This window comes from Sinorhizobium meliloti (genome assembly GCF_017876815.1).
In the GTDB taxonomy this organism is placed as follows: Bacteria; Pseudomonadota; Alphaproteobacteria; order Rhizobiales; family Rhizobiaceae; genus Sinorhizobium; species Sinorhizobium meliloti.
Genome location: NZ_JAGIOS010000003.1, coordinates 566,928 through 592,905 on the forward strand (window position 1 = coordinate 566,928; position 25,978 = coordinate 592,905).

Below are 25,978 nucleotides of genomic sequence, written 5' to 3' on the forward strand. Positions count from 1 at the left end.
ACGAGAACCCATGTACCTGCTTGACACAACCAGCACCGCCGCTATCTCGATCTACGCGCTGCTCTTGACCGCCTACAGGAGCATGCAAGTCCTACATGCTCGACCGATAGACGGTCCAGCAGTGTCGGCAGAACCGGTCGAGACCCGCCCTCTGCCAGCCGTGGATGTTATCGTCCCCAGCTTCAATGAGGACCCAGGCATACTCTCGGCATGCCTCGCGTCCATTGCAGACCAGGATTATCCTGGAGAATTGCGAGTCTATGTCGTTGATGATGGTTCTCGGAATCGCGAGGCCATTTTGCGTGTACGCGCCTTCTATTCGCGCGATCCGAGGTTCAGCTTCATTCTGCTCCCGGAGAACGTCGGAAAGCGGAAAGCGCAGATTGCCGCGATAGGCCAATCCTCCGGAGATTTGGTGCTGAATGTCGACTCGGACAGCACGATCGCTTTCGATGTGGTCTCCAAGCTTGCCTCGAAGATGCGAGATCCAGAGGTCGGTGCGGTTATGGGTCAACTCACGGCTAGCAATTCGGGTGACACTTGGCTGACGAAATTGATCGATATGGAGTATTGGCTTGCCTGCAACGAAGAACGCGCGGCACAGTCTCGCTTCGGTGCTGTTATGTGCTGCTGCGGCCCTTGTGCTATGTACCGCCGGTCGGCGCTCGCTTCGCTGCTTGACCAGTACGAAACGCAACTGTTTCGCGGTAAGCTAAGCGACTTCGGTGAGGACCGCCATCTGACGATCCTCATGTTGAAGGCAGGGTTTCGAACTGAGTATGTTCCAAACGCCATAGTGGCAACCGTTGTCCCGGATACGCTGAAATCGTATCTGCGCCAACAACTGCGTTGGGCACGCAGCACGTTCCGCGACACATTTCTAGCGCTCCCTCTGTTGCGCGGCCTCAACCCTTTTCTCACATTTGATGTAGTCGGGCAGAATATCGGGCCACTGTTGCTTGCTCTGTCGGTGGTGACGGGACTCGCGCATTTCATAACGACCGCCACAGTGCCATGGTGGACAATTTTGATTATTGCGTCCATAACCATCATACGCTGCAGCGTCGTAGCATTGCATGCTCGCCAACTTAGATTTCTTGGCTTCGTTCTGCACACACCCATCAACCTCTTTCTCTTACTTCCGTTGAAAGCTTATGCGTTGTGTACATTGTCCAATAGCGACTGGCTGTCACGCTACTCCGCGCCAGAAGTACCAGTCAGCGGAGGAAAGCCGACTCCAATTCAAGCCTCCGGCCGAGTGACACCTGACTGCACTTGCAGCGGCGAGTGACAGTAGCATGACTGGAAACGGGCGAGTTTTGAGACAGGAAGCGGAAAATCAATTGTCAGATCGTGAGATGGCCGAAGAGGTTCCGCATCGGCTTGAGCCGAGTCCGTTCGAGTGGAAGGACCAAAGAGGTCTAGGCGTGAAGACCTCAATACCCGGCGCCATACCAACCGTGGCAATCGATGTTGCCAACGTAACAAAGTCGTACGGTGACAAACCTGTAGTCAACGGACTGTCGTTCACCGTTGCAGCGGGTGAGTGCTTCGGTTTGTTAGGCCCGAATGGTGCGGGCAAAAGTACGATCACCCGTATGATCCTCGGCATGACGACGCCTGGTACGGGTGAGATCACCGTGCTCGGCGTGCCGGTTCCGTCACGGGCTCGATTGGCACGCATGGGGATCGGCGTAGTTCCGCAGTTCGACAACCTCGACTTGGAATTCACCGTACGCGAAAACCTGTTGGTCTTCGGGCGCTACTTCCGGATGAGCACGCGCGAGATAGAAGCGGTAATCCCATCGCTGCTTGAGTTTGCGCGCCTCGAAAACAAGGCGGATGCGCGTGTTTCGGACCTGTCTGGCGGCATGAAGCGGCGCCTTACACTGGCACGTGCCCTCATCAACGATCCCCAGCTACTGATATTGGACGAGCCTACCACTGGACTTGACCCGCACGCCCGTCACTTGATCTGGGAACGGCTGCGGTCGCTGTTGGCACGCGGAAAGACGATTCTCTTGACCACCCATATTATGGAAGAGGCAGAGCGGTTGTGCGACCGGCTGTGCGTGCTCGAAGCAGGGCGCAAGATCGCCGAAGGCCGACCTCACATGCTAATAGACGAGAAGATCGGTTGCCAGGTGATAGAGATCTACGGGGGCGATCCACACGAGCTAAGTGCGTTGGTAAGCCCGCACGCCCGCCACATCGAGGTGAGCGGCGAGACCGTCTTCTGTTATGCGTTCGACCCGGAGCAAGTACGAGTCCAACTGGATGGGCGCGCGGGTGTGCGCTTTCTGCAGCGTCCACCAAATCTCGAGGACGTTTTCTTACGGTTGACCGGGCGGGAGCTGAAGGACTGAACCATGTGGAAGCTTTATGTGGCGGCTCTGCCCGCCAACGGGTGGAACTGGATTGCCGTGTGGCGCCGCAATTATCTCGCGTGGAAAAAGGTCGCGCTGGCGTCGATCCTCGGTAACCTGGCCGACCCCTTAATATATCTGTTCGGTCTGGGTGCCGGCTTAGGAATGATGGTCGGGCGCGTTGACGGTGTGTCGTACATTGCATTTTTGTCTGCCGGGATGGTCGCGACAAGCGCAATGACCGCGTCGACTTTCGAAACGATCTACGCGACTTTCGCCCGCATGCGCGCTCAGCGCACCTGGGAAGCGATCCTGCACACACAGGTCACGATCGGCGACATCGTGCTCGGAGAATTGGCGTGGGCAGCTACCAAGGCTTCCCTTGCGGGTACAGGAATTGGTGTCGTCGCCGCTACGCTGGGCTACACGGAATGGGTGTCACTCCTTTATGCACTGCCGGTCATCGCCCTGACGGGCTTAGCGTTTGCGAGTCTAGCCATGATCGTCACGGCGCTTGCACCCAGCTACGAATATTTCATATTTTATCAGACGCTCGTCATCACACCGATGCTGTTCCTGTCCGGCGCTGTCTTTCCAGTCAACCAGCTGCCGGGCGCTTTTCAACATGTCACACGAATCTTGCCGCTGGCTCATTCGATTGATGTCATCCGTCCGATAATGCTCGGCAGCCCGCTGGTCAACGTGGGTCTGCATATCGGGGCTCTTTGCTGCTATGCAGTAGTCCCGTTTTTCTTGTCGACTGCATTGCTCCGCCGACGCCTGATGCCTTAATTGGAAATGCGGCGCCACGTTACGGGGTCATCAATCGGAAACATCGATCGATCTGGCATGGCCGAGGCAAGCCAGCATTGCTCGAATATCTCACGCTTGGAAACAGCGATGAGAAGGCCCTCCCGCCACGGCGATCGTAACCAGCCAAGTGTTACGGCGTTACGGTTGAGATTCGCCTTTACGCGCGCGACGAGTTCTTCGCCATCTGCGAAGCAGTGAAGAAAGTCGATCCAGGCTTAAGCGAACGGCGCGCATTTGAGAGTATGTCGCTAAGCTCATCGATGCCATGGCCGGTAGTGCGGTGATCATCGGCACTGGTTACGACGCTGATGATACTTCCATTGGCCCGATTGTTGGAGTTTCGGACGAACGCCTCGAGGAATTCCAGGTCTTCGCTGAGCATTCGGCCCCATCGTTGATGGTGAAGACGTTGATGACGGTGGCCATCAGGCTGACTCAGCCTCGGTGCAGGTAGTGGTCGCGGGGACCAATGCCAAGGAAGGTAGCCATCCGAGCAGGGCGGCGGGATTTTGGGTGCCGCGCGTGGCAGGAGCGCGGCCGTTCCATACCCGACCCGGTCGGCCAGCGTCGAGGTCGAAAGCTCGAGGCCCTCGCATTTGAACCGGGTGCTCTGGCGGGTGAGCGGCCTATGCATCCCATACTTGTCGAAGAGGGATGGTCGCGAGCAGATGAGGACCGATGAAGCCGCGCGGCGTTGCATGGAACGGCGCCGGCGGCTGGCTGATCGCCTCGCAGTCACGGCAGGTAAATTTCTCCCGCACCGTCTCGATCACTTTGAACCGACGCGGAATCTCTTTCAGCTTTCAGCGTCTCGGTGACGTCTTCGCCCAGCTTGGAAAGCCGCGATCCGCCGCAGCATGCACAGGTGACGGGGGATCGATCACCACGCGCTCGCGCTCAATATCCTCCGGCCACGGCTTTCGGACCGGCCGTTTTCGCGTGAACGAACGTACGCTCGAGGTCTTGGCGGCGGCCGCTTGCACTGCGACTTCATCCTCCGTCGCCGCCATCACCAGTTCTTCGAGCTGCAATTCCATCTGGTCGATCAGGAGCGCCGTGCGCTCGGATCGAAGGCCGCGCAGCTCGCGCTTCAGCTTTTCGATCGCCAGCTCCAGACTGGCAATCAAGGCCTCACTGTCCGACAGCATGGCCTGCGCATTGGCGGCTTGCGCCACCGCAATGTCCCGCTCGGCGACGACGGTATCGCGCTCGGCAACAACGACATCACGTTCAGCCTGTAACATCTCACGCTCGGAAGCGCCAGATAGGCGCTCGCAAGGTCCGCAGGAAGATCCACAGGCTTTGAAGTCATGAAGCTATTCGATCAGATTTACCCAATATGTTCAATGCAACCGTCGACATCGCGTCCCACGATCACACGGGCGACCATTGGCGCTGACAACCTCCATAAGCCCACTTTTTGCCGTTAAAGAATTGGTCGGCGCAACAAGCGGAATGGCTAGCTCCGGGACCATATAGACAGAACATCCAGTTCGCCTCACTTCTCAGCAAGGCGGCCCTCCTCGGATGCGTACCCGTCCGTCTCTATGTTGGGCGTTGAAGCGGCGTCATTTGTCCTCCAATCCTGCAGTCAAGGAATTCCTCGATCGCGAGCGCCAGGTCGGTCGGTTGACGGCCGACGGTGCGTATATGGAGTTCCGGATTTTCCGGGGCCTCATAGCACGAGGATACGCCGGTGAAGTTCGCGATCTTGCCGGCGAGCGCCTTCTCGTAGAGACCCTTCGGATCGCGGCGCGCACACTCGTCGAGCGGCGTGTCGACGAATATCTCGATGAACTCGCCCTCCTCCATCAGTTCCCGCGCCATCCGCCGCTCGTCGCGGAACGGCGAGATGAAGGAGACGAGAACGATCAGACCGGCATCGGCCATGAGCTTGGCCACCTCCGCCACGCGGCGGATGTTCTCTACCCGGTCCTCCTCGGTAAAGCCGAGGTCCCGGTTGAGGCCGTGACGCACATTGTCGCCGTCGAGCAGGTAGGTATGCTTGCCCTGAGCGTGGAGGATCCTGTCGAGCTCGTTAGCGATGGTCGATTTTCCGGAGCCGGAAAGCCCGGTGAACCAGAGAACGGCAGGGAGTTGATTTTTCATGGCGCTGCGCGCGCTCTTGTTCACCTCGAGCGCATGCCAGTGGACGTTGTCTGCGCGCCGGAGCGGAAAATCGATCAACCCCGCACCAACCGTGGCATTCGTCACCCGGTCGACGATGATGAAATTGCCCGTCGCCCGGTTGTCCTTGTAGGCGTCGAAGGCGATCGGCGCCTGTGTCGAGATGTTGCAGACACCCACTTCGTTCATCTGCAGCGACTTCGCCGCCTCACGGATGAAGCTGTTGATGTTGACCTGGTGCTTGAGCGTGGTGACCGTCGCGCTGACGCTGTCGGTCTCCGTGCGCAGGATATAGCTTCGTCCCGGCATCATCGGGTTCGCATCGAACCAGATCACATGCGCCTGGAACTGGTCCGCCACGAAGGGCCGGGCACCTGGGGCGACGAGCATATTGCCGCGGGACGCATCCACCTCGTCAGACAGGACCAGCGTCACCGCTTCGCCTTCCCCTGCCGTCGCAAGCTCCCCGTCATAGGTCACAATCGCCTTGACCGATGTCCGCTGCCCAGTCTTCGCGACGACGACCGGATCGCCCACGGAAATCCTCCCGCAGGAGATCTGCCCGGCATAGCCGCGAAAATCCGCGTTCGGCCGCATGACCATCTGAACCGGGAAGCGGAAAGGCTTTGCCTGGTCCGTCGGATCGAGTTCGACCGTTTCCAGATATTCGAGCAGCGCCGCCCCTCTGTACCAGGGGGTATTGGCGGAAGCCGAGATGACGTTGTCGCCGTCTCGCGCCGAGATCGGGATTGGCCGTATGCTGGCGAAACCGAGCTCTTTGGCGAAAGCCATGTAGTCGGCGACGATTTCCTCGTACACCTGTTGTTGAAAATCGACGAGATCGATCTTGTTGACGGCCAGCACGACATGGCGGATGCCGAGGAGTGAGGCGATATAGGAGTGGCGCCGGGTCTGCTGGAGAATGCCCTGCCGGCTGTCGATGAGGATGATGGCGAGATCCGCCGTCGAAGCGCCGGTCACCATGTTGCGCGTATATTCCTCGTGGCCAGGCGTATCGGCGACGATGAACTTGCGTTTGGACGTGGCGAAATAGCGATAGGCGACGTCGATGGTGATGCCCTGCTCGCGCTCGGCCTCAAGCCCGTCGAGAAGCAAGGCGAGATCGATCTCCTTGCCGTTGGCGGCGCCGGGAGAGCCGACACGCCCGAGGTTTGCGAGCTGGTCTTCGAAGACCAGCTTCGCATCGTAAAGCAGTCGCCCGATCAGGGTCGATTTGCCGTCGTCCACCGAGCCGCAAGTGATGAATCTCAGGATCGACTTGTTGTCGTGCTCGGCCAGATGCGCTTCAATGTCATGCGGCGGTATAGATTGAACATACGACATCAGAAGTAGCCCTCCCGCTTCTTTTTCTCCATCGCCCCGACTTCATCCGTGTCGATCAGCCGGCTCTGCCGTTCGGACGTGCGCACCGTCAGCATTTCCCGCAATATCTCGGGAACGGTGACAGCGTCGGACTCGACCGCCCCGGTCAGCGGATAGCAGCCAAGCGTGCGGAAACGCACGAGCTGTTCGGTAACCTCCTCTTCGGGTTGGATGGGCATGCGGTCGTCGTCGACCATGATCAGCATACCCTCTCGCTTGACGACCGGGCGCCTGGCCGCGAAATAAAGCGGCACGATCGGAATTTCCTCGCGCAGGATGTATTGCCAGATGTCGAATTCGGTCCAGTTGGAGAGCGGAAAGACCCGCATCGTCTCGCCTTGCCCGACCCGCGTATTGTAAGTCTTCCACATCTCGGGCCGCTGGCGCTGCGGATCCCAGCCGTGCTGGGCACTGCGGATCGAGAAGATGCGTTCCTTGGCGCGCGACTTCTCCTCGTCGCGCCGCGCGCCCGCGAGCGCCGCGTCGAAACCGTATTTCTCGAGCGCCTGCCGGAGCCCCATCGTCTTCATGACATGGGTGTGCACGTTGGAGCCGTGCGTGAAAGGGCCGATGCCCTGATCGATCCCGTCCTGATTGACGTGGACGAGGAGATCGAAGCCGAGCTCTCGCGCCATCCGGTCGCGAAACTCGATCATCTCCCGGAACTTCCATTTGGTATCTACATGCAGGAATGGAAATGGCCGCTTGGCGGGGTAGAACGCCTTCATCGCCAGATGCAGCAGTACCGAGGAGTCCTTGCCGATCGAGTAAAGCGCGACCGGGTTGGAGAATGTTGCAACAACTTCTCGAATGACATGGATCGCTTCGGCTTCAAGCCGCCGAAGATGGGGAAGAGACATTTGTGGCCTTGTTCTATGTTCAGGAAACCTATCCGGGTTACGCCTCGGCAGCTCAGCTCGCTCAAGGCATCCCCAATGCGTGGGATCACCGCAGCAAGACGGTGGCGCGACGTAATGGCGCTAAGCAACGCCGCACTAAAGCGTTTGCGCTATCTGACGTTCCGCGCTGATGCGCCGGCGCCGAGCGAGATAGCGTCTTCATATGGGGCCGAGCTATTGCTGCTGGGACCGGAGCGCTCAATCGCAGGCTATTCCGTTGAGACCGTTCAGTATTGCTGACAGGTGCACTATCCATAATGGCTTGCTTCCTCAGCTTTCGGAAAGTGCAATGGCCTTTATGCCGTTATCATCATTGCGCTGATAGGCTGGCGTATGCAAAATGCAAGCCCACTCATCCGTAGGCCCGACCGCCCTCAAATCATTGCCATACCGCCGTTCACGTGAATGGTCTGTCCGGTGACATAGGCGGCGTGATCGGAAGCGAGATACGCAACGGCGGACGCGACTTCGGTACCGGTGCCCATGCGGTGGATCGGGATCGCCACCATGATTTTCTCCTTCTGTTTGTGATTGAGCTTATCGGTCATTGCCGATTCGATGAAGCCCGGGGCGACGCAGTTGACAGTGATGTTTCGCGTAGCGATCTCCTGCGCCAGCGACTTGGAAAAGCCGATCATACCGGCCTTGGAGGCGCAGTAATTGGTCTGGCCTGGATTGCCGATGGCGCCGGCGACCGAAGTGACATTGATGATGCGGCCATTTCGACGGCGTATCATCTGCTGGGTGATCTCGCGGGTCAGTCGGAACATGGCGGTGAGGTTGACCTCCAGCACAATGTCCCAGTCGGGGTCTGCCATGTGCAAGAACAATCCATCCTTGGTGATGCCAGCATTGTTGACCAGGATGTCGACGCCTTCAAGATCGGCTTCCGCTCTCTGACCAAGCGCCTTGACTTCGTCTCGATTGGCCAGATTAGCCGGGAACAGCTTGACCCGGTCTCCAAGCTCAGTTGCCAGTGTCTCCAGTTTTTCAATTTGGGTGCCGTGCAGTCCGACGATAGCGCCCTGAGCATGCAGCACGCGGGCGATAGCCCCTCCTATGGCTCCTGATGCGCCCGTGACGAGCGCCTTGCGCCCGGTCAATTCGAACATTGTCTTAACCTCTTCTCATATCGTGTAGGCTGGTGATGGTGTCTTTTAACGTCACCGCGCCAGCCGTCTTCGTGTTCATCGTGGCTTCCTTGCCGCGGCTGATCGTCGCCTTGCGCCGCAGCTCCGCCTTAATATTGCACAGCGGCGAGCCCGGCTTCGCGGCTGATACACGGCGCTAGGTCAGACAGCACCTTGCAAGCTCCGACTTGCTTGCTGCGATCCATTCACGCTGATGCCGGTACACGCCGGCAATGCCGCAAGAACAACCAGCATTACTTCATCGCGCCACCAGAAAAACTGCCTTACATGAACGCCGGCCAATCACGCGATCTCGAAGCGCTGGCCTAGGGTCAAACGCTGCCCAGACCAGTCGCTCCTTCTCCTGACGAGAGCCATGCCCGATCCCGCTTGACGGACTTCATTGATGCAACGGCACAGGGGGCGTCTCATGCCGCCCTGCAAGTGGTGATCATCGAGGAAGCAACTGACAGGCTCATACCTGCTTGAATGCCAGAACTGCGTTCGTGCCACCCATGGCGAAGGCGTTGCTCATGGCAACGCGCACCTTACGCTCACGCGGCACGTTTGGCGTCACGTCTAGATCGCAATCGGGATCTGGCTCACGATAGTTGGCGGTCGGCGGCACGACTCCTTCTTGGATCGCCATCACACAGGCGATCATTTCAAGCGCACTCGCTGCGCCGATACAGTGCGCGTGGGTGGACTTGGTGGAAGATATGGACATCGAATAAGCATGGTCTCCGAAGACGCGCTTGATAGCCGTAGTTTCGTTTTGATCGTTGGCCTTGGTGCCGGTGCCGTGCGCGTTGAGGTAGTCGACGTCCTCGGCATTCAGTCCTGCATCGGCAAGGCAAGCGCGCATCGCCGACTCCGGCCCATGGACAGCCGGCGCTGTGATATGGAACGCATCGGCGGAAAGGCCGACGCCGGCGACCTCCGCGAGTATTGTTGCACCGCGAGCGGTGGCATGTTCATAGCTTTCCAGCACGGCCATGCCTGCACCCTCGCCCAGTACCACGCCTTTCCTGCCGGCGGAGAAGGGTCGGCAAGTATCCGGAGCGAGTGCGCGCATAGCTTCCCATGCCTTCAGCACAATCCAGACTAGTGGCGCGTCGCTGCCCCCCGCGAGCATGACGTCGGCCCGGCCGCACTTGATCTGGTCTACCGCCGAAGCGATCGCATGGTTGGCCGAGGAACAGGCGGAGGTGACGCCGAAGACTGGGCCCCGCAGGCCGAGGCTCATGCTGACCTGGCAGGCGGCGGCACTCGGCATAGCCTTTACACCAGTGAAGATTTCAGTACGGGTCCCCCCGTCGACAAGGAGGGTACGGTATGCTTTTTCGGTAGCGTCCCATCCTCCCAAGCCGACGCCCACGGTCGCGCCGAACCGAAGGGCATTTCCTTCATTGCAGGAAAGCCCGGCCTGGCGCATGGCTTCGTGCGCTGCAATCACGGCAAGCACGCTAATGCGATCCATCGATACGAGCTGCTTGCGGTCGATGTTGTGGTCAGGCAGCGCCTTGATCTCAGCGCCCACTATGCCCTTCATGCCGTGAAGCTCTGTATTGAGAAGCGGCCCGATGGCGGAGCGGCCTTCGCGCATCCATTTCCAGATGGAGGTGGTGTCGGTGCCCAGTCCGCATAGGCCGCCCATTCCGGTGATGACAACGCGCCTGTCCATTCAAGCCCCCTTAGTGAGCAAGCCTCGGATGGCTCCCACTATGTCGCCGACGTTCTGGAGATCCGACCACGCCTCGGCCGTGTTCATCTCGATCCTGATACCGTAGGCCTGTTCCACGTCCCAGATGATGTCTGCCAATCCGAGAGAATCGACACCAAGCGCGGTCAATTCAGTGGCAGCCGTTAAATCGCCGACTATTAACGCGGTCTCTCCATCGCCGCCCTCCGATTCGACACGGTTCTTGATGATGCCAATGATTTCGCTTTCGAGTTGATCTACCATTCTGTTCCCTTTAGCTTGTGTTCGACGCACGGCGGCTCAAATTCCTGAGGCGGCCCGATACGAAAATTATCATCAGGCGTGCGCGACTGGCTTAGCCTAATGCCCGCAGAGCCGGACATCCGGCTGGTCTGTGCAGAAGCCTCCGATGACGAAGAACATCATTGGCCTCCCAATCGTGGGCAGCTTGTGCTACATATCAGTGGGATTGGTAAAATCGATTGTTTGGATGTCGGCCATCCGTGAAATGGATGTCTGTGACTAGCGGACGGCTATCCAGTGCACCAAGCACAACGACACATCTCTGCCGTAGATCACAACAATCAAATCGACTGCCGGCGCGAGTATGTTTCTCCCTGCTACATTGCGCTCATCCCCTCTGCGGCTCGGCGTTCTCATATTCACAGGCTGGATCCCTCTCATAAAAACAATCGATTTTACCAATCTGGGCGACTGCGATTAAAACGCTAAGCAGTCCGGATTGCGAGTGAGCAGCGCTGAGGTGTCGGCCGATAGAAGCACGAAACTAGCAAACGTCGAGCTCTGATCGAGTCATGAATGGAAGCTAACCATAGGTGATCAACGCTTAAGAGCAGCGCGCTCCCCAGACTAAGCAAGACGGCGGGCGAACATAATCCTCCGCTGAAACCACCACAACTGCTAAATGGAAACACGCCTGAATGACCCATTCCACGCTGCCGCCTCAGCCATTTGCAATCCTTGCAATGCCAAGGACCGGTACACACTACTTGGAAGAATTGGTGAACGAGCATCCGAATGTATTGAGTAACGGTGAATTGCTCAATACGTACGACACGAACTGGCCTGATAAAGAACGCCTGCTACTCAGCGATCGAGAGCTTCTTGAGCGTGCCTTCTTGCGCTATCCCCCACAAAGCGACAAGAAGGTGACCCATGTGGGTTGCAAGATCAACGAGCCTCAGTTTCAGGAGCGTCCGAGCTTTTTTGCCGAGCTGACCGCTTGGCCTGGACTTAAGGTTATCCTTGTGATTCGCAGAAACACATTAGAGTCGCTAAGATCGTTTGTGCAGGCAAGGCAAACCCGCCAGTGGCTCAAGTTCAAGTCGGACAGTTCAGCTCCTCCACCTCCGGTGATGTTGCCATTCGCCACCTGCGAAGCCTACTTCAAAGCTGCCGACGATTTCCACGCTCGAGTGGTGAACGCCTTTGATTCAAGCAGGATACGTTTAATCGAGTACGAGAGGCTCCTTCGCGATCCCCTCCCTTGCGTGGCAAAGGCCTTAGATTTCCTCGGCGCTCCTGCCCTACAGCTTGCTGATCGCGGTATTCTTCGGCGTCAAGAGACGCGTCCGTTGGACCAAACGGTACGGAACTTTCATGAGTTGCGGGTTCACTTCGCGAATGGACCTTACGCGAGGTTCTTTGAGCTTGCGTAAGCGCTCATTTCCATGCGCGTTGACGCGGCCCGTTTGACCGGGGTCGCTGTGCGACGGCTGCATTGGATCAGGCAGCGACTGCTTTGGTGAAGTTGAAGGGCAAGAGATCGGTGATGTCAGTATCTGTTGCGCGCTGTGGCAATTCACTAAGCACGTGGCGCAAGTAGGCCAAGGGCTCGACGCCGCAGGCGCGACAGGTCAGCATGATGCTGTAGACGACAGCACTGGCCCTGGCTCCGTCCACGGTATCGCTGAACAGCCAGGATTTTCTTCCAGTGGCCATTGCAAGGTCATTCTACCCATATCGGCGAATATGTGACCATTCATTACCCACATCATCCGCTTTTTGGGAAGCGCGTGAGACGTCAGGGCGTCGATCATCGCAAAGGCGGGGCGGTCGCGCACATCGAGACGACGCCCGGTAATGTCATTGTCATTCCGACGTGGATGCTGGATCCGATTGCCTGTGCGGGCATGGAGATTGGCGAGCCCCGTGCTTCCCTTGAAGCGCTCATTGAACTCGCCAGTCTATTGACCCCTCAAGGTGAGAGGGCACCCTCGTCAACTGCCAAAGCAGTTGACGAGGAGGTTCCAGATGAAACTGCCAACGCCAATTCCACCCGAGGGTCCGCGCCAGATGATCATGGCGTTCGACTCGGTGAAGACGCGTGGGATGAGCCCGCGCCAAAGGGAAGCCGCACTGATGGCATTGGCCATGTTGTTGATGGAGGCGGCCTGTGTAGCGGAGAAGGAGGCGCCGCATGAACGCGTTTAGCCCTCTGCCGCCAGCGCTTCTGAAGCGTAAAGCCGTCGTCTATGTGCGACAATCGAGCCAAAGCCAGGTCATGCAAAATCTCGAGAGCCAACGGCGCCAATACGATCTTGTGGATGCTGCGCGCCAGCACGGTTTCCGACGGGTCGAGGTGATTGATGATGACCTCGGATTGTCGGCGAGCGGCGCGGTCGCCCGTCCGGGGTTCGAACGTCTTGTCGCCTGGCTCTGCGCCGGAGACGTCGGCGCCGTTTTGTGTTTCGATGCTTCGCGTCTCGCCCGAAACGGGCGTGACTGGCATCATTTGCTCGAACTTTGCGGCCTCGTGGACGCCCGCGTCATCGACCAGGACGGCGTCTATAATCCGTGCTCTCCTAATGATCGTTTGCTTTTGGGCATGAAGGGCACGATCAGCGAGTTCGAGCTTGGCATTATTCGCGCGCGCATGCTCGACGCTGCGCGTGCCAAGGCCAGACGCGGAGAGCTGCGCATCAGCGTTCCTATCGGTTATATCTGGTACCGCGATGCGGGCCTTGGTTTCGATCCGGATCTGCGCGTGCAGGAAGCCGTCCGTCTGATCTTCAGCCGGTTTCGAGAGCTGAGAAGCGGTCGCCAGGTACTGTTGTCGCTGACGGAAGACAAGCTTTGCTTCCCACGTCCGACGGACGGACGCAACACGACGACTTTCGACTGGACACCGATCCGATATCGCAATGTCATCTCGGTGCTAAAGAATCCGTTTTACGCTGGCGTTTATGCTTACGGCAAAAGCGAGAAGCGCACCGAGATTATCGATGGCCGCGCCCGCAAGACCTATGGCCATGGCAAACCGAAGGAGGAGTGGGAAGTTTTTCTCAAAGATCACCACGACGGTTATATCGAATGGGACGAATATGAACGCAACCAGGCGCTGCTCGCCGCCAACGCCTATGGGCAAAAGGGCGGTGCAAAATCGGGCCGCGGTGGGCGTGCGCTGCTTTCTGGGCTCCTTTCCTGCGGTCGTTGCGGGCGGCGCCTGTGCGTCGCCTATACCGGCAAAACGCCACGTCCGGTTTACCGCTGCGAACGCCCCAATTTGATGTTAGGACTCAATCGATGTCTTGGCTTCGGCGGCCCGCGAATTGACAAAGCGGTTGCCGCGGAGCTTCTGCGCGTAGTCCAGCCGATGGCGATAGAGGCGGCGATGCAAGCTGAACACATGCAGTCTGAGGCGCGAGCTGAACGCCGCCGCGCCGCTGAACTCGACCTGCAGAAGGCGCAATATGAAGCTGCGCTCGCAGAACGACGCTACGCCGCCTGCGATCCCGACAATTGCCTGATCGCGGCAACGCTGGAGAAGAACTGGGAGGTCGCTTTAAAACGCCTGGAGGCCTGCAAGACACGCCTTGACGCCGAACAGCTCCCGGATACCCCGGCAAAGCTGCCTGATTTAGATGGCTTGGCGGAAGATCTGCAGGCCGCCTGGAATGCGCCGGGCGTCAGCACGCGGGCGCGGCAGCGCCTCGCGCGGGCGCTGATCAAGGACATCATCGCTGATGTCGACGAAGAAGCGCGCGACGTCGTCCTGACAATCCATTGGCAGGGTGGTCAGCACTCGCAACTGCGCGTCAGAAAGCCCAAGACCGGCGAACATGGTTGCAATACGTCCGAAGACGCTCTTGAGGTCATGCGTTCCATGGCTGGAAGATGGAGCGACAGCGATATCGCAGCCACTCTCAATCGCATGGGCATACGCACAGGCTTTGGCCACACCTGGACGGCTCACCGCGTCTCTTCGATCCGCCGTGTCAACGATATTCACGCATACTTTTCTGCCGAAAAGAGCGGCAAATGGCTGACGATGACGGAGGCGGCCACCAAACTCGGCGTGACAAACCACGTCATCCGCAACCTGATCAAGGCAAAAATCCTGCCGGCCGAACAAGTCGTGCCCAGAGCGCCTTATCAGATTAAAGCCGTTGATATCGAACGCGAAGATATCATTGAAGCGATTAACAATAGACGACGGAAACGCCCATATCGCGACCCTCGGCAAATCGCCCTTCCAATAAATTCAATTACTTAGAAAGGGGGTGCATAATGACTCATGTCCGGCAAAAATCCTGATATCGCGTTCGAGAAGGTTGTTGTCGATCGACATCCTGCCGTCTTCGGTGTAGCGCGTCAGGTATTCCCACTGGTTCAGGGTGTAGGATACGGCGTCACCGATCTTGCTATCGGGCAAGACCTTCGGCGCGATGTCATCGAGCCATGCTTGAGAGCGATCAGGATGGGGACGCTGTGTTGCTGGCGGAAACGGCGGATGCAGTCGGCTTGCGTTTCGCCAACTTCCGGCTTTTCGTTCTTGGCTTGGCTTTCAATCCGGTAGAGCTGCTCGAAGAACTTCAGCGCCTGCTCCGGCGGTCCGCCGCCTTTCTTCCTTGTCTTCAGAGCATCGATGAAGCGACGCCTCGAATGTGAGCGCGACGAGCATCCCACGGCTTTCGTCTGTTGACGGAGGAGGAGCCGTCCGCTGTTTTAGAACTTCTGCTTTGCGCGCTTTGGCATGAAGTAGCTTCGGATATTGACGAGCGCCTCGGCGACGGCAGCAGCATCCTTGTGGGTAGCTGGTCCTTTTGTCTCGCTGAGCTTGCGGATTGGCGCAATGATGTCGCCAGTGACGGCATGACCGCGAACGACGGGCCGCCACAGCTTCGGCGCGAACCCGGTTCCCATCAGAAAGCAGACGTCCCAGTCCATGGCATCAAAGGTCTGATCATCGATCCTGGTGAACCTGGGCCGGTGGTCTTTCGGCGTTTCGGCGAGGCTCGCCGAGATGCGGTTGTATTCCGCAACGATGGTCTGCACGGCCCGATGCTCGGTTGTTTCCATTGGCAGGTTCAGGGCCTCCGGGCCGGTCAGCTCCGGGATCCATTGACGTGGGTCGATAAACTTCGGGCCGATGATGAGAGCCGTGAGATAGCCATCGAGACCGCTCATTGACCAGATTGGCGATGCCGGACGACGTGCCCTGATGAAGGCTTCGAACGCCTCGTCATCGAGCTTCGGTCGTACCGTCGTCCCTTGGCTGTTCTGTGTCATGCCGCCCGTCGCTCCTGATCTGCAATGTCCTCGCGTTCGGCCTTCCAAGCCCACGGCAATAGGCTTTCCATCCGGTTGGCTTTCACTTTGCCGGAGATGATGCGTTCCAGCACATCGGCAAGCCAGACTTCAGGATCCACGCCGTTAAGCTTCGCCGTGTTGATCAGTGATGCGAGCACAGCGAAAGTCTCTCCGCCGCGCGCACTGCCCACGAACAAGGAATTCTTCCTCGTCAGGGCCACCGATTTCATCGAACGCTCGACCACATTGGAGTCTACTTCGATCCGGCCATCCTCTAGGAAGGCTGCCAGTCCGTTCCAGTGGTTGAGCGTGTAGGTGACGGCCTTGCCAAGCGCCGATTTCGCCGACACCTCGTCGCTCAGTTCGGTGAGCTGGGCCTTCAGTTCGCTCATGATGGGCGCTGCCTCGCGACGCCGCACCCTCAGCCGGGTATCGGCACTTTCGCCTCGGATCTTCGCTTCGATGCGATAGATCTCGGCGATCCTGGCCAGGATCGACAGCGCCTCCGAGGAGCCGGTCAGCTTGACGACATCGACGAACTTGCGTCGTGCGTGAGCAAGGCAGAACGCCAGCCGCATGGGGGCGACATTGCTCTTCCCCCTGCGCTTGGCCAAGGTTTTATAGGCTTGATAGCCATCGACCTGAAGCACGCCGGCAAACGACGACAGTTGCCCCTCGACCTCGCGAGCGCTGCGGCTTTCGGCAAAAGTATAGGCCACCGCCGGCGGCGCGGGACCATTCCATGGCCGATCGTCGACCGCCTGCGCCCACAGTTGGCAAAGCTTGGTGCGTTTGCGCCTCGGATCGAGCCGCGGAAGCGGTGTCTCGTCACAGAACACCCTTGGCTGGGAGAGGATGAAGGCGGTAAGCGCATCGTAGAGAAGCTCGAGCCACCAGGCGACCCGCGTCACCCAGGCGCCGAGCGTGCCGCGATCTATGACGACGCCGCAGGAGGCAAGCATCTGCGCCTGGCGATGCAGCGGCAAATGCCAGGCAAACTTCGAAACGGCGACATGGGCTGCAAACGCCGTGGTCACCATACCGCCGTCCATCACACGCGCCGGCGCGGGCGCTTGCACAACAACGCTTTCGCAGGCCCGGCATGCATAGCGCGGCCGGATCGTCCGCTTTACCCGGACAATTGCCGGCACGATATCGAGCGCCTCGCTGATATCCTCACCGATGCAATGCAGGTCGAACGAACAGCAGGGGCAGACCTTGCTCTCCGGCTCGATGATCTCGTCATAACGGGGAAGGTGTTTGGGCAAGCGACCGATATTGCGCGACGGCGCTCGCCGAGCCTGTGACGCCTGGTCGACGATTGGCGCAACATCGTCATTGGCCGCCACCGGGATGTCACTGAGATCGCCGAGATCGAGCACCGCCTGCGTCGGATCGATCGTCGTCATCTTCTCCGATTTCGGCCCAAACAGCTGGCCCTCGAGGAAGGCGACACGCGCTTTGAGGTCGGCATTCTCTGCATCGAGCGAGAGAATGATCCGGGTCAATTGCTTGGCATCCTGAGGCAAGGGATCGGGTCGAAGCGGCATGACAGACCCTACCACATGAGCCTGAATCTGCAAACAAATCCAATAGGATCAGCCCGCTTTTGAAGGCCTCCTCACCGCGTTTCGTTTGACCCGCGTCCAGTCAATGCCGGCCAGCAAAAGCGAGAACTCTTGGCTACTCATCTGCATCGCGCCATCGCGGATCGGTGGCCAAACGAACTTGCCCGCCTCCAGCCATTTCGTCGCCAGGATCATGCCTGACCCGTCCCAGTAAATACAGCGCAGGCGATCGCAACGCTTGGCGCGGAACACGAACACGTCGCCACAATAAGGATCAGCCGCAAGCGCTGACGCCACCAATGCCACCAGACCATTCATGCCGCGCCGGAAGTCGACAGGCTGCGTCGCCACCATGATCTTTACGCCACTCGGCGAAAGACCGATCACCGGCGACCTCGCAACGCCGCTACTACCGCTTGCGCCAACTCGGGCGCCACCGAGCCGATCACGGTCAGGCGCGCGCCGGCAATCTCAATCTCAATTCGACCGGAGGCACCGGAAGCGATATCCGACGACGCGCTCTGGTGAAGCGTTCGTTCTCCAACCACTGTCACCGGCACGAACATCGCCTGCTGTGCGCAGGCTTGCTCGGATCGTCGAGAGGTCAGCCCGGCTTCGCGGCGCCAGACAGTCAGCAGCCCGCGATTGACGCCCCAGCGCCGGGCAACAGCCGAGATGTTCACTCCGGGTTCAGCGCTCTCCGCAAGGATCCGCGCCTTCTCCTCGTCGGTCCAATTCCGCCGCTGGCGTCGCCCGGTGATCAGCTCGATCCGCCGGTAGGCTCCATCATGCCTAGCTTCATCCATGGCTTCATCCATGACTCCAAGCATGGCACCAGCGCGATCTCCAACCATCCCGTTCCACTCCTGTCGATGACGGAGCTTATCTCGCGGTCTCAATCAGCAAAGGAAAGGTGGGCTGTTCGTAGCGCTCACCCTCGAATGGGCCATACACCCAATATGGGTCGCTCCTGCCAGAGTGCGCCAGGCGGTGTAACCATCGCTCATCAATATGCCGCGGTAGTCGCCGAGGAAGGCCTGCGGATAAATCTGGCCGCGGCCGGGTTGATAATCGAGCAGCACGATCGGCTCGCCGCTGTCTTCACCGCTCCTGTATGCCCACATGAAGGATATGCTGGTGGCCTCCCTGTCCTTTTCCTTCAGCACCTGGACCGTTGTCTCGTCACCATGGATCAGCGGTTGTGAACGAAGCCGGAGCTTCAGCGCGTCATAGATGCGAGAGAGATGCCTCTCGCTCGAGCCGATCACCCAGTGACCCAAAGCACCGCGGCTGACGGGAACGCCGGCGCGCTCGAAGGCCTGGGCGAGACGGTAGAGCGGCGTGCCGTCGATGTATTTGTGGACCAGTGCAAATGCCAGCGTCGAGGCCGTGGCGATGCTGCCCGGCAAGGGCTGCGCGGGCATTGGCGCGAGAACGACAGGCGTGTTGATGCCGGTCCGGTCGCAATGGCGGCAGGCGTACTTGAACCGCACATTCTGCAGGACCTTGGCCTTCACCTCGATATGGAGCTGCTCGGTGACGGCCTCACCCATGCGATGCATCTGATGACGGCAGCAAGGGCAGGCCTTCTGGTCGTCGGCAAGGTCATACTCGACACGCTCGCGCGGCAGGTGTTCCGGCAGGGGCTTGCGGCCACGCTTCTTGCCCTCCGGTTTCTCGATCGTCGCAAAACCGGTTTCCGGCAGGTCGACGACCTCGCCATCTTCTCCGCTGGCGTCGTCTTCATTGGCAACCTGCTCGGCTTCATCGAAGAGCCGGTCCACATGCTTTTCGCTCTTCGGCGCAAAACGATGCAGCCGCGCCAGCTCCAACTCTTCCTCGAGCTTGACCACGCGGGCGCTGAGCGCTTCTTTCTCGGCTTTCAGCGCGGCATTTCGGCAGCATTTGCCGCCAACTGCGCCATCAGTTCTGCAACGCTTGGTTCGCCGGATCGAGTCATCGTAGTTTTGAATCTGAACCGCACCACCGCGTCAACCGCAGAAGTTCAGAGCCGTCAGCCGGCGATCTGATATTGCCGCACAGGGTGGCGCACCATGGCGTCGATATCGATGCCGTCGAGAATCCAGTGAAGCTGCTCAGTCGAAAGCGTCACCACCGCCGTCTCCCGGCGTGGCCATCTGAACCGATCTTCGGTCAATCGCTTCAGGACCATCACAAAACCGGACCGATCGAAGAACAGGAGCTTCATCCGGTCACGACGGCGATTGCAGAACGCAGAAACGGCTGGAGCAAACGGGTCGAGCTCCATCGTCTCCTGCACCAGGACCGCAAGGCTGTTGATGCCGGCGCGGAAGTCGATCGGTTCGCGGTGCAGGTAGACCTTGAGATCAGCGCCCAGTCTGAACATGGCCCAATGCTCCAATGACAGCCGTCAACGCATCCACATCCCTGCATTCCAGCGAAAGCTTCACGCCGTTTGGCAGCAACGCGCTGATTTTGGATAAACCTGACGGATGAACCGGCTTCTCCAGTGATGCTCGTTGTTCTTCATCACACGTGACCGACATATCCAGCGAGCAGGTCCCGACAGGCAGGCTGCCATCTGCTGCCACGACCGGGATAAACGCCGATCGTGGAGATACCGCCAGGGGGCCAGACTCCCTGGCCTCCTTGACCCACTTGCGCAGTAGGTTGGCATTGATCCCATGCGTAAGCGCAAGGCCGGATATCGACACACCAGGTTCAAGGCAGGCCGCAACAAGCCGCGCCTTTGATCCTGGATCGTAGCGGCGTCGACCATCGCGCCCCACATGCCGCACACGCAGTTTCTGCTCTTCGTCACTCATATTTGGTGTCCACCTATTTTAAGTGGACACTTCATGCGGCAGAGGCATCAACGAGAAAAGGCGCATGGAAATGAGCGCTTACGAGCTTGCTAACAACTGATTTGACAGCACAAATTCTCGGCATATTCCGATTCAGCATGCCGAAGCTGCCATTCGGAATTGCGTACGCCTAGGAATTTGCACCAAATAAACGCGATGGACGGAAAGGGACCGATGCCTGAAGTCACTAGGGCATGCAACTTGCGACGATGGGTACGCTAAGCTCATGTCGATTCACGCCGGGTCGGACCGTATCGTTAGGCAGAAGCCAGGGAGCGTTATTGCGTTCTCGACGGTGCAGATCGTCCAAAGTATGGATGGCGCGCAGCAGAGAGAGCACCTCTGAAAAGACCGGTGCCTCCTAGGGCTCCTCATGGTTTTAGCATCGTCAAGACTCTGCTGCGCGTGCAATTTCCCACACCGCGACGGAATGCGGCGGCTAAGCATAGTTCCGTCTCAGCGGATCGCAGTCCGCGCTGGCGACGTGGGGCGACTGACGGAACACCTACGTTCGGAGCAGGGTCGCGTATTGTCATCGGTAGTGATGAGAGGAGCATTTGACACAACGCCGCGAACCCGCCGGGATTGGGGCGTGCACAGCCGCTATGACCGCTCGCTCATCGTTGCAACTCGATCCTCGCTCGTGCCCCCTTGCGACTTCGGCCGGTTGACGAAAACGGCGGTGTCTGGACCCAGCCGCATGTGGTAGGCGCGCTCGGACTCACCCCCTCCCGGGTGTGAGTCATCGGGCAAATCGCGCATCGACCGGGTCCTCCACCGCCCTGGGATAGTTCAATCATCAAACCGTCGTCATTCATTATGCTCACCCATCCTCGCCTATTCGCTAGTCTTCGTCTAACCGGCCGTGGACGCTGCGGCGGCGATTTCGCCACGCAGCCAGCGATGCTCTGGGTCTCGATGGCACCGCTCGTGCCAGATCAGCGCGACTTCGTATGGTCTCAGTTCCACAGGCGGGGGAATCACCGCGAGCGACAGCATGGCGGCGACACGGGTCGCCACGCGGCTTGGTACAACCAGCACTGAGTCAGTCGCCGCGATCAAGACCGCCGCGGTCAGTACGGTGGAAACCACCATCGGATCACCACGCTGCAGTCCGAGTTTGGTTAACCTGTCATAGATCTGCCCGAAAAGCTCGCCAGGTTCCGAGGCAATGGCGACGTGGCGCAAGGCCGCGAAAGCCTCGATCGTCCACTCCTGCGCCAAGGCCGGGTGATTGTGGCGTAGCACGCAGGTGAAGCTGTCGGCGTAGAGTCTGCGCCGCAAGTAGCCGAGCGGAGCGGCGCCCATCTGCCCGACGACCACGTCGATCTCACCTTGCTCAAGTAACCCCAGCGCGCCGCCCAAAAGCGGATCGGTCACAATGTCGAGATGAGGGGCGCGCTCGTGTAACCGCGGCAACAGATGTGGCAGCAGAACCACCGCTTGGTGATCGGGCATAGCCATTGTCACCTTCCATCGCCGTTGCGCCGGAGCCAAGCTGAGGTTCATCATCTGGCGAATCGCGTCTAGTACTGAAGGCAGCATCTGGGTCAAGCATTCAGCCAGAGGCGTCAGGACCAAGCCTCTAGAGCCGGCAACCAGAAGATCGTCCTTTAACATGCCGCGCAGCCTTGACAAGGCTCTGCTCATCGCCGGTTGGCTACGGCCCACGTGCTGGGCCGCTTGAGTAATGTGCCGATACTGCAGCAGAGCCTCAAGATCCACCAGTAGGTTTAGGTCGATGGACGCAAGGTTCGGCATTTGCCGTTGTTGTGCGGCGTCACTGACACCGGTAAATTTGGCCCTATGCGGCCGCTTCCAAGTGGGCTGATCCATGGATCTATTCTCCTCGGCAGGTAATGTTCCCGCGCCACATCCCGGAGATCCAGGTCGTCACAATATGGGTGTGCGTGCCAAAGACTTTCCTGGCCCGCCGACAAATGGGAAGCGTCGTGATTTTCCGTTAATCAGAAGTACTTGGCTGTGACGCCCCCCGGGCCTCGCAGGCCTAGCCTGATGGGTGTCGAAGACCCGCTGGTCCAGAATGCTTTCGAGGAACTGCCGGCTCACATCATATTTCAGTGCCAACGAGCAAGCCGCAAAATGATCTCGCCAAAGTGGCCCCGCCTGAAACTTACTGAAGAAAACTGCCTCAACACATCTGAGGCCCTGGTCGCAAATCATGCTTTCATTGCAAAGGAGTCTGTCGGAATTGATCTCGCTGCCCACTTCTGCCCTCCGGTTATATTCAACGTTCTTGTAATGGCATTCGGCGAGACAGGAGAAATCGCGTTTTCGCATGACTGTCATCCACGTTTTGGATACATAGCCTCACTCAACGGCCGGTAAGCAGCCGCCCCTGCACTTCACTATCCATCATACAGGGTCTTCACCCGGCGCGAGCTCTGTTAAGGAGACTCTTGAAACGGGTTTCAAATGCCCATTGCATGCAGCGCTGATGGAAGACCGTCGAGACCGGCTTGCTGTCGAGGCCGCCGTCGGGCACGCGCCCGCCTCGGCAAGGCGGTCGGGGGACGCCCTGTCAAATTTTCAGGAGAGAGCGATCGCTAGAGGAGGTTGGCTCCGAATACGTGGCCTTTCGGACCTGCCACTGAACTTTTCATCCAGCGGCGATTAGAGCCTCGACCGTTTTCGATACACCAACTGGCTCGGTTGCGGCGATGATCCCAGGATAGGCTGCCGGGGTGCGGTATCCGAGCGACGAGTGCGGCCGGAACGTATTGCAGTCGTCGACCATTTGGAAATGGCCCTGCTGGCATGGCTGAGACCGAAGAACAGACTCTCGTTCAGCAGCTCGTCGCGCATGCGGCCGTTGCACCTCTCGACATAGCCGTGTCTCACATCGGCTTTCCCGGTGCGATGTAGTGCCACTCGACTTTGTGCGCCTTCGATCAGGCAAGGATGGCTTCCGAGGTGAACTCCATGCCATGATCGGAGACGATCATGCCAGGTTTCCCGCCCGCGCCGTTCAAGGAGCGCCGTCACCTCCCGTGCTACACGACGCCGGGCGATCGAGGTGTCTGGGATCGCTGCCAGACATTCGCGCGTCACGTCATCGACGATGTAGAGCACACGGAACCTCCTTCCGCAGGCGAACTGGTCGTGTACGAAATCCAGCGACCAGCGGGCATTGGTTTTAGCCTTGACGAGGATCGGCGCACGCGTGCCGACGGCACGCCGTCTGGCTTCCGTTTGCGAACCGAAAGCGCTTCCTTGCGGTACAGCCGATAGACGCGGTTGACCCCGGACGGCTCTTCTCCCGCCTGAGCAGGACGAACAGCCGCCGATAGCCGAAGCGCCGTCGCTCGTTGGCGAGCTCTCGCAGTCTCGCTCGCAGTTCGACCTCCGGCGGTCGGCAAGACCGATAGCGCACCATCTTCCGATCAGCGGATATGATCTGGCAGGCCCGCCGCTCCGAGAGGCCCATGACGGTCTTCAGATGGGCGACGGCTTCACGCCTGGCGGCAGGCCGTAACATTGAAGAAGCTCGCGGAGTGCGGCGGCACCCAGCATCTGCCCGGACAGCATCTTCTTCAGCTTGGCGTCCTCCTCTTCGAGCGCCTTCAGGCGCTTCGCCTCGGAAACCTCCATGCCGCCGTGTTTGGCTTTCCAGTTGTAAAAGGTCGCTTCCGAAACCCCGTGCTTGCGGCAGAGCTCAGCCACCTTCGCACGGCCTCCTGCTCCTTCAGCATGCAATAATCTGCTCTTCCGTAGATCTCTGCTTCTTCGATGCGTCCGTCCTGAGAAAATTACCGGTGGCAGATCACGTCTTCCATGCGGTCGATTTGCATCTCGGGGCAATGAGTCTTCAACCATACCCAGCGCGCATGATGGGATACGCACTTTGCATGGCGTGGGCTGACCGGTGGCCACTAATATGGCCATCCTTTATCTGACTATCGGAGCGACGCGATTGATGTACTCAGGAAACTCCCGGAGAGAAGGCGCTGCCACGGCAGATGGTCTCGCTCCGAACGCCGCGCACAGGTTGACCGGGGCGTCCTCGTCCTCGGCCATGCCGTCGAAATTCGAGTGGTGCGCACCAGTGACTTCTGATTGGTATGCCCAAGAGGCTGCTGACCTTTAACGACAGGGAAAGGGCCAAGCGGGTCTGCATGAGGCGGCTCGGGCTGACTCATCGATGATTCGCAGCCGGTGGCCGCCTGGCACCCCTGGCGGAAGAAATGGGGCACTAGAAGGTGCGCTCTGCCCACCGCGCTCGCACGACAATTCCGTTCGCACGTGGAAGGCGATCGTAGGTAAATGTCAGGAATGCTCCACGCAACGAAGTGACGCTTCGCTGGGTTTCGGCGGCCTTGAGCTCGGCCAGCTCTTCAGAAGGTCGTGTGCATTCGTCCGTCGGCCGACAAGCGTATGTGTTCCTTCGGTGCCTGACGCCTGAGACTAGCATGTCCGAGCGCCAGTTGGTCTTGCATCGAGTGCATTGAACAGAGCTGTCCTGCCGTGCTGACGACGTCCGGCGAAATGTTCGCCTTTACTGATTGGTCGGATGGTGACCTTTCAACTATGGATACAAACGAAGACATGCGTTTCAAAGGTCTTGATCTAAATCTCCTCGTCGCACTCGATGCACTGATGACCAAACGAAGCGTTACCGCAGCGGCACGCAGCATCAACCTCAGTCAACCGGCAATGAGCTCGGCCATCGCTCGCCTACGCTCCTATTTCCAGGACGAGCTTTTTAGGATGCAAGGCCGCGAACTTATCACAACACCGCGTGCGGAGGCACTCGCCCCTGCGATCCGGGACGCCCTGCTGCACATACAGTTCTCCATCATTTCCTGGGACATGTTCAACCCAGCCCAATCGGATCGATGTTTCAGGATCATTCTTTCCGACTTCATGACACTCGTATTCTTTGAGAAGGTCGTGGAGCGCGTGGCTCGGGAGGCTCCCGGCGTCAGCTTCGAGTTGCTGCCTCCCGACGACAATCCCGACGAGCTTCTCCGGCGCGGTGAAGTCGATTTTCTGATTTTCCCGGACGTGTTCATGTCGAGCGTACATCCCAAAGCGAAACTGTTTGACCAGACACTGGTTTCCGTCGGCTGCCTCACGAACGAACAGCTGCTAGGGGATCTCTCGTTCGAGAGATATATGTCGATGGGGCATGTTGCAGCCCAGTTCGGACGTGCGCTGAAACCCTCCGTCGAACAATGGCTATTACTTGAACACGGATACAAGAGACGTATCGAACTCGTCGTGCCCGGTTTCAATTTGATTCCGCCGCTGCTTTCGGGAACCAAACGTATAGCCATTATCCCATTGCGGCTGGCCAACCACTTTGCGAAAAGCATACCCTTGCGGATCGTCAAGCATCCGCTGCCACTCCTCTCGTTCACGGAGGCTGTCCAGTGGCCGGCTCTCCACAACAAGGATCAGGCAAGCATCTGGATGCGGGAAATTCTTTTGGATGAGGCCGCCCGAATTGCTGCTCCGCGCGAGACCGCAGGGTGTCTTGGGCGTTAGACATTGACGGATGCGGCATTGTTTCTCTTCGCTCTTTTCAGCAGATCGAGATAGACTAGGCCTTTCACGCCGACTTTCCGACT

Annotated in this window: 20 protein-coding genes and 5 pseudogenes; 7 read left to right on the plus strand and 18 right to left on the minus strand. The window is 58.9% G+C overall.

Annotation, left to right across the window (positions count from 1 at the left end):
- Positions 1–10: 10 nt before the first annotated feature.
- From nodC to JOH52_RS29155, 3 genes are read left to right on the plus strand one after another with little or no spacing between them, the layout of a single operon-like run.
- The gene (gene nodC, locus JOH52_RS29145; protein ID WP_017266288.1) at positions 11–1,291 is read left to right on the plus strand and encodes a chitooligosaccharide synthase NodC; all 1,281 of its coding nucleotides are present in this window, start codon (positions 11–13) and stop codon (positions 1,289–1,291) included.
- Positions 1,292–1,298: 7 nt separating this feature from the next.
- On the plus strand, positions 1,299–2,366 hold the full coding sequence (gene nodI / locus JOH52_RS29150) for a nodulation factor ABC transporter ATP-binding protein NodI (protein ID WP_014531650.1): 1,068 nt from the start codon (positions 1,299–1,301) through the stop codon (positions 2,364–2,366).
- A 3-nt stretch (positions 2,367–2,369) separates the two neighbouring features.
- The gene (locus JOH52_RS29155) at positions 2,370–3,158 is read left to right on the plus strand and encodes an ABC transporter permease (RefSeq protein ID WP_014528575.1); all 789 of its coding nucleotides are present in this window, start codon (positions 2,370–2,372) and stop codon (positions 3,156–3,158) included.
- Between the two features lie 178 nt (positions 3,159–3,336).
- Here the strand turns inward: JOH52_RS29155 and JOH52_RS29160 are convergent, their stop codons facing one another.
- The 7 genes and pseudogenes from JOH52_RS29160 to hsnA form a co-directional block, all read right to left on the minus strand.
- A complete protein-coding gene (locus JOH52_RS29160) occupies positions 3,337–3,561 on the minus strand; it encodes a hypothetical protein (RefSeq protein ID WP_003532843.1) in 225 nt (74 codons plus the stop codon).
- A gap of 141 nt (positions 3,562–3,702) precedes the next feature.
- Positions 3,703–4,491 (minus strand): annotated as a pseudogene (locus JOH52_RS29165) (transposase); the annotation flags it as partial.
- A gap of 233 nt (positions 4,492–4,724) precedes the next feature.
- Positions 4,725–6,650 carry a bifunctional sulfate adenylyltransferase/adenylyl-sulfate kinase NodQ gene (nodQ, locus tag JOH52_RS29170; RefSeq protein ID WP_014531654.1) on the minus strand — a complete coding sequence of 642 codons (1,926 nt, stop codon included), beginning with the start codon at positions 6,648–6,650 and terminating at the stop codon, positions 4,725–4,727.
- Entirely contained in the window at positions 6,650–7,549 is a 900-nt protein-coding gene (gene cysD, locus JOH52_RS29175; RefSeq protein WP_014531655.1) for a sulfate adenylyltransferase subunit CysD, read from the minus strand. Before cysD ends, nodQ begins: the two co-directional genes overlap by 1 nt.
- Before the next feature lie 413 nt (positions 7,550–7,962).
- The gene (hsnC, locus tag JOH52_RS29180) at positions 7,963–8,700 is read right to left on the minus strand and encodes a host-specificity nodulation protein HsnC (RefSeq protein ID WP_003532825.1); all 738 of its coding nucleotides are present in this window, start codon (positions 8,698–8,700) and stop codon (positions 7,963–7,965) included.
- A gap of 493 nt (positions 8,701–9,193) precedes the next feature.
- A complete protein-coding gene (hsnB, locus tag JOH52_RS29185) occupies positions 9,194–10,402 on the minus strand; it encodes a host-specificity nodulation protein HsnB (RefSeq protein ID WP_013845744.1) in 1,209 nt (402 codons plus the stop codon).
- Entirely contained in the window at positions 10,403–10,684 is a 282-nt protein-coding gene (gene hsnA / locus JOH52_RS29190) for a host-specificity nodulation protein HsnA (RefSeq protein WP_003532819.1), read from the minus strand. It lies immediately after the preceding gene.
- A gap of 677 nt (positions 10,685–11,361) precedes the next feature.
- Between hsnA and hsnD the strand changes: the two genes are divergently transcribed.
- Positions 11,362–12,099, plus strand: a complete 738-nt coding sequence (gene hsnD / locus JOH52_RS29195; protein ID WP_014531660.1) for a host-specificity nodulation protein HsnD — start codon at positions 11,362–11,364, stop codon at positions 12,097–12,099.
- Positions 12,100–12,166: 67 nt separating this feature from the next.
- Here hsnD and JOH52_RS29200 read toward each other — a convergent pair.
- A pseudogene (locus tag JOH52_RS29200) lies at positions 12,167–12,379 on the minus strand (transposase domain-containing protein); the annotation flags it as partial.
- A gap of 315 nt (positions 12,380–12,694) precedes the next feature.
- Here JOH52_RS29200 and JOH52_RS29205 point away from each other — a divergent pair.
- Both JOH52_RS29205 and JOH52_RS29210 read left to right on the plus strand, forming a co-directional pair.
- Positions 12,695–12,874, plus strand: a complete 180-nt coding sequence (locus JOH52_RS29205; RefSeq protein WP_017266853.1) for a hypothetical protein — start codon at positions 12,695–12,697, stop codon at positions 12,872–12,874.
- Positions 12,861–14,936, plus strand: coding sequence for a recombinase family protein (locus tag JOH52_RS29210; RefSeq protein ID WP_209566077.1), 2,076 nt, complete (start codon positions 12,861–12,863; stop codon positions 14,934–14,936). The genes JOH52_RS29205 and JOH52_RS29210 overlap by 14 nt, the downstream gene beginning before the upstream one ends.
- On the opposite strand, the pseudogene JOH52_RS29215 reads toward JOH52_RS29210, so the two are convergent.
- The 10 genes and pseudogenes from JOH52_RS29215 to JOH52_RS29260 all read right to left on the minus strand — a co-directional run.
- A pseudogene (locus JOH52_RS29215) lies at positions 14,925–15,355 on the minus strand (IS66 family transposase); the annotation flags it as partial. The gene JOH52_RS29210 and the pseudogene JOH52_RS29215 sit on opposite strands and share 12 nt — an antisense overlap.
- A 33-nt stretch (positions 15,356–15,388) precedes the next feature.
- Positions 15,389–15,952, minus strand: coding sequence for a UPF0149 family protein (locus JOH52_RS29220; RefSeq protein ID WP_011970372.1), 564 nt, complete (start codon positions 15,950–15,952; stop codon positions 15,389–15,391).
- The gene (tnpC, locus tag JOH52_RS29225; protein ID WP_014531665.1) at positions 15,949–17,523 is read right to left on the minus strand and encodes an IS66 family transposase; all 1,575 of its coding nucleotides are present in this window, start codon (positions 17,521–17,523) and stop codon (positions 15,949–15,951) included. The genes JOH52_RS29220 and tnpC overlap by 4 nt, the downstream gene beginning before the upstream one ends.
- A 48-nt stretch (positions 17,524–17,571) precedes the next feature.
- Complete coding sequence (gene tnpB, locus JOH52_RS29230) at positions 17,572–17,928, minus strand: IS66 family insertion sequence element accessory protein TnpB (RefSeq protein WP_013845337.1); 357 nt, start codon at positions 17,926–17,928, stop codon at positions 17,572–17,574.
- Entirely contained in the window at positions 17,925–18,395 is a 471-nt protein-coding gene (tnpA, locus tag JOH52_RS29235) for an IS66-like element accessory protein TnpA (RefSeq protein ID WP_013845338.1), read from the minus strand. The genes tnpB (JOH52_RS29230) and tnpA (JOH52_RS29235) overlap by 4 nt, the downstream gene beginning before the upstream one ends.
- A gap of 81 nt (positions 18,396–18,476) precedes the next feature.
- Positions 18,477–19,501, minus strand: a pseudogene (locus JOH52_RS29240) (IS66-like element ISRm2 family transposase); the annotation flags it as partial.
- 54 nt (positions 19,502–19,555) lie between these two features.
- Positions 19,556–19,909, minus strand: a complete 354-nt coding sequence (tnpB, locus tag JOH52_RS29245) for an IS66 family insertion sequence element accessory protein TnpB (RefSeq protein WP_014531668.1) — start codon at positions 19,907–19,909, stop codon at positions 19,556–19,558.
- On the minus strand, positions 19,890–20,348 hold the full coding sequence (tnpA, locus tag JOH52_RS29250) for an IS66-like element accessory protein TnpA (RefSeq protein ID WP_014531669.1): 459 nt from the start codon (positions 20,346–20,348) through the stop codon (positions 19,890–19,892). Before tnpA (JOH52_RS29250) ends, tnpB (JOH52_RS29245) begins: the two co-directional genes overlap by 20 nt.
- A gap of 894 nt (positions 20,349–21,242) precedes the next feature.
- Positions 21,243–22,223, minus strand: coding sequence for a nod/exo genes transcriptional regulator SyrM (gene syrM, locus JOH52_RS29255; protein WP_013845747.1), 981 nt, complete (start codon positions 22,221–22,223; stop codon positions 21,243–21,245).
- Positions 22,224–23,007: 784 nt separating this feature from the next.
- A pseudogene (locus JOH52_RS29260) lies at positions 23,008–24,108 on the minus strand (IS3 family transposase).
- A gap of 845 nt (positions 24,109–24,953) precedes the next feature.
- Between JOH52_RS29260 and nodD3 the strand changes: the two are divergent.
- Complete coding sequence (gene nodD3 / locus JOH52_RS29265) at positions 24,954–25,895, plus strand: transcriptional regulator NodD3 (RefSeq protein WP_010967440.1); 942 nt, start codon at positions 24,954–24,956, stop codon at positions 25,893–25,895.
- Positions 25,896–25,978 lie beyond the last annotated feature (83 nt).

What these genes read in the sequence shown, in the direction of transcription:
- nodC (WP_017266288.1), top strand. Translation starts at nt 11, where the DNA reads ATGTACCTGCTTGACACAACCAGCACCGCCGCTATCTCGATCTACGCG.
- nodI (WP_014531650.1), top strand. Translation starts at nt 1,299, where the DNA reads ATGACTGGAAACGGGCGAGTTTTGAGACAGGAAGCGGAAAATCAATTG.
- JOH52_RS29155 (WP_014528575.1), top strand. Translation starts at nt 2,370, where the DNA reads ATGTGGAAGCTTTATGTGGCGGCTCTGCCCGCCAACGGGTGGAACTGG.
- JOH52_RS29160 (WP_003532843.1), bottom strand. Translation starts at nt 3,561, where the DNA reads ATGCTCAGCGAAGACCTGGAATTCCTCGAGGCGTTCGTCCGAAACTCC.
- nodQ (WP_014531654.1), bottom strand. Translation starts at nt 6,650, where the DNA reads ATGTCGTATGTTCAATCTATACCGCCGCATGACATTGAAGCGCATCTG.
- cysD (WP_014531655.1), bottom strand. Translation starts at nt 7,549, where the DNA reads ATGTCTCTTCCCCATCTTCGGCGGCTTGAAGCCGAAGCGATCCATGTC.
- hsnC (WP_003532825.1), bottom strand. Translation starts at nt 8,700, where the DNA reads ATGTTCGAATTGACCGGGCGCAAGGCGCTCGTCACGGGCGCATCAGGA.
- hsnB (WP_013845744.1), bottom strand. Translation starts at nt 10,402, where the DNA reads ATGGACAGGCGCGTTGTCATCACCGGAATGGGCGGCCTATGCGGACTG.
- hsnA (WP_003532819.1), bottom strand. Translation starts at nt 10,684, where the DNA reads ATGGTAGATCAACTCGAAAGCGAAATCATTGGCATCATCAAGAACCGT.
- hsnD (WP_014531660.1), top strand. Translation starts at nt 11,362, where the DNA reads ATGACCCATTCCACGCTGCCGCCTCAGCCATTTGCAATCCTTGCAATG.
- JOH52_RS29205 (WP_017266853.1), top strand. Translation starts at nt 12,695, where the DNA reads ATGAAACTGCCAACGCCAATTCCACCCGAGGGTCCGCGCCAGATGATC.
- JOH52_RS29210 (WP_209566077.1), top strand. Translation starts at nt 12,861, where the DNA reads ATGAACGCGTTTAGCCCTCTGCCGCCAGCGCTTCTGAAGCGTAAAGCC.
- JOH52_RS29220 (WP_011970372.1), bottom strand. Translation starts at nt 15,952, where the DNA reads ATGACACAGAACAGCCAAGGGACGACGGTACGACCGAAGCTCGATGAC.
- tnpC (WP_014531665.1), bottom strand. Translation starts at nt 17,523, where the DNA reads ATGCCGCTTCGACCCGATCCCTTGCCTCAGGATGCCAAGCAATTGACC.
- tnpA (WP_013845338.1), bottom strand. Translation starts at nt 18,395, where the DNA reads ATGGTTGGAGATCGCGCTGGTGCCATGCTTGGAGTCATGGATGAAGCC.
- tnpB (WP_014531668.1), bottom strand. Translation starts at nt 19,909, where the DNA reads ATGTTCAGACTGGGCGCTGATCTCAAGGTCTACCTGCACCGCGAACCG.
- tnpA (WP_014531669.1), bottom strand. Translation starts at nt 20,348, where the DNA reads ATGAGTGACGAAGAGCAGAAACTGCGTGTGCGGCATGTGGGGCGCGAT.
- syrM (WP_013845747.1), bottom strand. Translation starts at nt 22,223, where the DNA reads ATGGATCAGCCCACTTGGAAGCGGCCGCATAGGGCCAAATTTACCGGT.
- nodD3 (WP_010967440.1), top strand. Translation starts at nt 24,954, where the DNA reads ATGCGTTTCAAAGGTCTTGATCTAAATCTCCTCGTCGCACTCGATGCA.